Below are 6,346 nucleotides of genomic sequence, written 5' to 3'. Positions count from 1 at the left end.
GATCTCGTACGACGGTTCGAGTCATGTGGTGTCGCAGGTGTCCGGGGACGGCACGGTGTTCAGTGCTTTCACGGACAAGGGTGCGACGCATGCGGCGCTGCCTGATGGTGGTGTAGCGGCCATCTCGTACGCCGGTGATGGCAGTACGTGGTCGTTCGACGATGGCTCGCGGGTGTCGTACGACGGTTCGAGTCATGTGGTGTCGCAGGTGTCGGCGGATGGCACGGTGTTCAGTGCGTTCACCGACAAGGGTGCGACGCATGCGGCGCTGCCTGATGGTGGTGTAGCGGCCATCTCGTACGCCGGTGATGGCAGTACGTGGTCGTTCGATGATGGCTCGCGGGTGTCGTACGACGGTTCGAGTCATGTGACGTCGCAGGTATCCGGGGATGGCACCGTCTTCAGCGGCTTTGATGCTCAGAGCCGTCCGACGCATGCGGCGTTGCCTGATGGTGGTGCGGCGTCGATCGGCTATGGCCCGAAGGGCAGTGTCTGGTCGTTCGATGACGGTTCGAAGGTGTCGTACGACGGTTCGAGTCATGTCATCTCGCAGGTGTCGGCTGACGGCACGGTGTTCAATGCGTTCACCGATGTCGGTCCGACGCATGCGGCGCTGCCGAACGGTGGCGCTGCGTCGATCAGCTATGCCGCGAACGGCGGCAGTGTCTGGTCGTTTGATGAAGGTTCGCGGGTGTCGTATGACGGTTCGAGTCATGTGGTGTCGCAGGTGTCGGCGGATGGCACGGTGTTCAGTGCTTTCACGGACAAGGGTCCGACGCATGCGGCGTTGCCTGATGGTGGTGCGGCGTCGATCAGTTATGGCGCGGACGGCGGCAGCGTCTGGTCGTACACCGACGGTTCGCGGGTGTCGTACGACGGCTCTAATCATGTGACGTCGCAGGTAGCGGCTGACGGCACGGTGTTGAGTGCTTTCACTGATCAGGGTCCGACGCATGCGGTGTTGCCCAATGGTGGTGGAGTCGCGGCGATCGCGTATGCCGGTGACGGCAGTACGTGGTCGTTCGATGACGGCTCGCGGGTGTCGTACGACGGTTCGGATCATGTGGTGTCGCAGGTGGCGGCTGACGGCACGGTGTTGAGTGCTTTCACTGATCAGGGTCCGACGCATGCGGTGTTGCCGAACGGTGGTGGTGCGGCGTCGATCAGTTATGGCGCGAAAGGCGGCAGCGTCTGGTCGTTCGATGACGGTTCGCGGGTGTCGTACGACGGCTCTAATCATGTGACGTCGCAGGTAGCGGCTGACGGCACGGTGCTCAGTGCTTTCACTGATCAGGGTCCGACGCATGCGGTGTTGCCCAATGGTGGTGGAGTCGCGGCGATCGCGTATGCCGGTGACGGCAGTACGTGGTCGTTCGATGACGGTTCGCGGGTGTCGTACGACGGCTCTAATCATGTGACGTCGCAGGTAGCGGCTGACGGCACGGTGCTCAGTGCTTTCACTGATCAGGGTCCGACGCATGCGGTGTTGCCGAACGGTGGTGGTGCGGCGTCGATCAGCTATGGCGCCAAGGGCGGCAGTACGTGGTCGCACGACGATGGTTCGAAGGTGTCGTACGACGGTTCTAATCGTGTGGCGTCGCAGGTGGCGGCGGATGGCACGGTGTTGAGTGCTTTCACCGACAAGGGTCCGACGCATGCGGTGTTGCCCAATGGTGGCACGGCGGCGATCAGTTATGGCCCCAAGGGCGGCAGCGTCTGGTCGTACGCCGATGGCTCGAAGGTCTCGTACGACGGCTCCAATCGTGTGACGTCGCAGGTAGCGGCTGATGGCACGGTGTTCAGTGCCTTCACCGACAAGGGCCCGACCCATGCGGCGCTGCCGAATGGTGGTGCGGCGACGATCAGTTACGGTGCCAAGGGCGGCAGCGTCTGGTCATATGCCGACGGCTCGAAGGTGTCGTACAACAGTTCCGGTCACGTCACCTCGCAGGTGTCGGCCGACGGCACCGCGTTCAGCAGGTTCGACAGTCAGGGCCGTCCGACGCACGCCACCATGCCCGGCCCTGGTGACGTGACGGTCAGTTACACCTCCAACGGTGCCAGCACCTGGTCGTACGCCGACGGAACCCGGGTGCAGCGGAACGCCGACGGCGCGATAACCCGCGAGACCACGTCCGACGGCACCGTGTTCGACCGGTTCGACTCGGACGGGCGGCCCGTCCACGGCAGGGTGCCAGGAGCGGACGGTCAACCCCCGCAGACGGTCACCATCGCCTACAAGCCGAACGGCGAGTCCACCTGGACGTACCACGATCCCGGCGGCGGCACGACGATGACGCTAACCCGGAGCGCCTCCGGCCAGCCGCTCACCATGGTCCAGGACGGCTGGACGTTCCGGAGCTTCGACGGTGACGGCCGGCCCACGGCGGGTAACGGGCCGGACGGTTCCGTCGCCATCAAGTACGGAGCGAACGGCACCAGCACCTGGACGTTCACCGACGCACACAATGGCCGCACTGTCATCGAGCGGAACGCGGGTGGCCAGCCGATCACGATGATCTCGGACGGCTGGACGTACACCAAGTTCGATGGACAAGGCCGCCCGCTTGTCGGCCACAAGCCGGGCGAGAACGGAGGTGCCGGGGAAACAGTCACCATCAGCTACGGCCATGACGATTCCAGTGTCTGGAAGTACGGTGACGGCACGGTCATCACGAGGGCCGGGAACGGCCGGGTGACCAGCCTGGTGGCCGATGGGTGGACGTACACCAAATTTGACGACCAGGGGCGGCCCACCTACGGCACCAAGGACGGCAAACACATCTCCATCTCGTACCAGGGTGACTGGACGGTGACGAGATACCCGGACGGCACGACGATCGGAACGGACTCCCACGGTCGTCCGATCTATCAAATCAACCCGGACGGTAGCCGGTTCGAATTCCGCGTGGAGATCCCGAAGCTGCTCCAGGCGAAGAACGTCGTAGCGGCCCAGGCCGGTCTCCTGGACGGGCACTTGGCGAACCTGAAGACGCAGGCCGAAGCGATCTTCGACGCCTGGCAAAGCCCCGCCGGACGACAGTACGAGGCGGTGGTCGGACGGATCACCGCGGTCAGCAACGACGTGCAGAGCATCCTCCACGACTCGGTCGTCGCGCTCGGGAAAGCCTACGACCAGTACGTGGCCGCCGAGGGCGGCAATCTCAAGAACCTGACCCCGGTCAACTTCAATTCGGACGGGTCAGCGACACCTCGATAAACCCGGAAGGGTGGACAAAATGCAAAGAGTTCAAGTAACTCCTCAGATGGTGACCGACGCGGCCGCCAGCTGCGATTCCACGAACTCCGAGATCGACGCGGAACTCGCCTCGCTCAGGTCTTTCGTGGTCAATCTTCAGGCGCAGTGGCACGGTGTTGCCTCTGACCAGTTCAACGCACTGATGACCGACTTCGACATCTACGGCAAGATGTTGCACAACGCCCTGGCAGACATCGCCACTGGCCTCCGCGGAAATGCCGTCAACTACGTCGACACGGAAATTTCCAACATCAACAGCCTGGTCGCCGTCAACGGCGACATCCCCGGTGCCCGGCTCTGACTCGACAGCTCTGACTCAACAGCAAGGAGTACGTCATGGGTGACCCCACGAGCAGCAGCCTCTGGGTGCCGTTGGAGTTGGAAACCGCCGGTGGGCAACTCAACGGTCGGGCCAACGAGATCGTCGGTCAGCTCGAAGCGCTGAAGAGCAAGCTCCTTCCGCTTGCGGATACGTGGCAGGGCGATGCCAAGGAGAACTACGAGGGTCTTCAGAACGAGTGGAACCTCGCCGCGGATGGACTCTTCGGGCCGGACGGAGTTCTCGGGTTGATCGCATCAGCGTTGAACCTGAGCTGGAACAACTACTCGGAGTGCGAGTGGACGAACCTCAGGACCTGGCGGCCGCAGGGCTGAGCGGAAGCGGCGGGGGCGGTGTCGGGAGATCCGCACCGCCCCCGCCGTTGCATGATCGGCCTCAGTCCGGGTCCGGGGCCCAGGAGGCGCGGTCGGCGCCCGCGTACATCTGACCAGCGTCGTTGAGCTTGCCGATGAACGTACCGACCAGATGGATCGCCGTTCCGCAGCCCTGGAGCAACTGGTTCTGGGCATGCACGAGCTTGGCGGTCTCCTCTGGATTGGAGTCCTTCGCGTCTGCGTAGGTGCCTTCCGGATACGAGAAGATGTTGGTGTTGGTGAAGTCACTCGAACTATCCAAGTTGTTCTCGTGGTAGTGCGGAATCAGGGCCTCCGGATTCTCGGCGAAGAAGATCCATGACTCCTGGCTGACCACCTCGTCGCGAAAAGCCTCGAACTGGGCGATCTGATTCTGGGCCTCGTGCAGAAGCGTCTGCTCCGCGGAATGGACAGTGTCCAGGTGGACCGTGAACGACCCCATCATCGGTTGCCCCGGCTCGAGCGGGACCTTCTTGTCGTCGACCAGGATGCCGTTGTCGTTGGTCGGACGACCGTACGAATCCTTGAAGCCGCCGGCGCCGTCCGCCTGGACATCGGGTGGCTTCGGCGCGGCGCTCGCCGGGTCGGTGTAGTTGCCGTTGTCGCCGTTTATCGTCTTGGCGTCTGGCCAGGTCTGGGTCAGATCAACGACGTTCGAACCTTCGTTGGGCATACCCGACTCTTACGGGCGCACGACGAAACGGGCAACGTCCTCGTTGAGGTGACCCGTTGTTCCCGAACGGGGCCGTGCGGCCGATCCGCCCAGCTCCTTAGCTTGGGATCCAGTACCCGGAAACCGAGGAGCAACCGTGACGGTCCCCTTCCCGTCGGACGCCCCAACGTCGTACGAAGACGCTGCCAAGGCGATCTACGTGAGGCCGAGCGTGATGCACTACACCGCACACGTGTCGATGAAGGCCGAGATCGAAGCGATCGTCGAGTGCTGGAACGTGATCGCCGATACGTGGAAGGGCCTGCAACTCAGCTGGGTCGGGGAGTCGGCCGCCGCGGCGAACGCTTTCAACGAGAGGCTCGACAAGGTGCAGGCTGAGCTGTTCGGCGAACCCGAGGGCGACGGCAGCACCGGCAAGCCCGGCATCTTCGGTCTGGTCCGGGGCGTTGCGCTCCAGGCGGCCAGCAACTACGACAACGCCGAGCACAGCGTCTTCCATGTGTTCGACGCGCTGAGCGAGGGGCTGGGAGCGACCGGCCAAGCAGACGGTAAGCGGCCGGAGAATTCCACCTACAACCCCATCCAGATCACTTACGGCGACGTCTGATCCGATATCCGTGACCTATCCCGACATCCCCCCGAGTCACGCTGACCCCGCGAAGCTGCGTGCTCTCGCCCAGAAGTGGGACGAGCAGGCCGGCCGCTTGGACAGCTACGGCAGTCTCGTGCGGTCCAGCGCCGACGGGATGCTGTGGGAGGGGCAGGCCCACAACGCCATGCGTCTGGCCGCCGACAAGGTGGTCGAGCAGGTCGGCAAGGCGGCCCAGGGGGCCCGCGAGTTCGCGAACCAGCTCCGCGAGTTCGCCGGCAAGTTGGAGGAGTTCCTCCGGAAGCAAAAAGTCGAAGCCATCCTGCAGGCCCTCCTCGGCGTGTTCGGGGTCATCCTGCTCGTGGTCTCGTTCGTCCTCGGCCCTATTCTCGCTGCGGTCGCCGACATCCTCATCGGAATGACGAGCCTCACCGGCTTGGCCCGAACGATCGCCACCCTCGTGCTCGACATCGCCCTGGGCGTCCTGACGTACGGAGGGCTGCAGCTCGGCTTCGACATGGCCGCCGGGGGTATCGCCCACGCCGCCGTGCCGGGAAGCGGACGTTTCAAGCCGGACGCCGCCCGGGAAGGCATCAGCGTCGGTCTGGCCGGCCTCATGGGTGGTCTCGGCTCCATCCGTGCCCTGCCGGGCCTTGGCCGCGGTACGCCCAAGGGCGGTGCGGGCAACGTCGTCGACGTGCCCGTCACGCCCTCGACCTCCAAAGGTGTCGGAAACGTCGGTGAGATCGGCGGCACCGTCAGACCGGGTGGCAACTCACCCCTGTCGGCGACGCCGCACCTGGACGCCGCTGCCGGTGGGCCCAGGACGGGAACGCAGCGGGCAGCCGGTCCTCTGGAGGGGACCCCCAATCACGGACCGCTGTCCAGTGCCCGGATCACCGCAGGTGCGGAGCATCAGTTCGACGCGTCGGGTGGAGCGCTGGGTGGGCGGGGCAATGCGGCGTTCGAGAGAGTCCCCGGGACCACGGCCGAGGGCGGCGTGCCGGGGACTCCGCGCGCGCTGAGCGGAGACGGCCCGGCGAGCGTTGTCCGCAGGCCCTCGATCGGAGACCAGCTGGGGACTCCGCGGGCCTCCCTGGACGGCCCGTCGGCGGTCGGGCCGTCCGTTCCC

At 64.8% G+C, this 6,346-nt stretch carries 5 protein-coding genes and 1 pseudogene; 5 read left to right on the top strand and 1 reads right to left on the bottom strand.

Translation table 11 applies throughout. From position 1 onward, the window contains the following. Positions 1-28: 28 nt before the first annotated feature. From ABZV06_RS05900 to ABZV06_RS05890, 3 genes are read left to right on the top strand one after another with little or no spacing between them, the layout of a single operon-like run. Positions 29-3,220, top strand: a complete 3,192-nt coding sequence (locus ABZV06_RS05900) for a hypothetical protein (protein WP_355618996.1) — start codon at positions 29-31, stop codon at positions 3,218-3,220. A gap of 19 nt (positions 3,221-3,239) precedes the next feature. Then, positions 3,240-3,560, top strand: coding sequence for a WXG100 family type VII secretion target (locus tag ABZV06_RS05895; RefSeq protein WP_355240711.1), 321 nt, complete (start codon positions 3,240-3,242; stop codon positions 3,558-3,560). A 35-nt stretch (positions 3,561-3,595) separates the two neighbouring features. Next, the gene (locus ABZV06_RS05890; protein ID WP_355240653.1) at positions 3,596-3,913 is read left to right on the top strand and encodes a WXG100 family type VII secretion target; all 318 of its coding nucleotides are present in this window, start codon (positions 3,596-3,598) and stop codon (positions 3,911-3,913) included. 61 nt (positions 3,914-3,974) lie between these two features. On the opposite strand, the gene ABZV06_RS05885 is transcribed toward ABZV06_RS05890, so the two are convergent. Next, entirely contained in the window at positions 3,975-4,625 is a 651-nt protein-coding gene (locus tag ABZV06_RS05885) for a hypothetical protein (RefSeq protein ID WP_355618994.1), read from the bottom strand. Positions 4,626-4,761: 136 nt separating this feature from the next. Here ABZV06_RS05885 and ABZV06_RS05880 point away from each other — a divergent pair, with 136 nt between their 5' ends. Together ABZV06_RS05880 and ABZV06_RS05875 are read left to right on the top strand one after the other, a co-directional pair. Then, the gene (locus tag ABZV06_RS05880) at positions 4,762-5,232 is read left to right on the top strand and encodes a hypothetical protein (RefSeq protein WP_355240659.1); all 471 of its coding nucleotides are present in this window, start codon (positions 4,762-4,764) and stop codon (positions 5,230-5,232) included. Positions 5,233-5,242: 10 nt separating this feature from the next. After that, positions 5,243-6,346, top strand: a pseudogene (locus tag ABZV06_RS05875) (hypothetical protein); the annotation flags it as partial.

Origin of the sequence: Micromonospora sp. NPDC005172 (assembly GCF_040608555.1) — a bacterium.
Lineage (GTDB): Bacteria > Actinomycetota > Actinomycetes > Mycobacteriales > Micromonosporaceae > Micromonospora.
The sequence above is the reverse complement of the archived record's forward strand: the minus strand, read 5'-3'. Positions and strand labels throughout refer to the sequence as shown.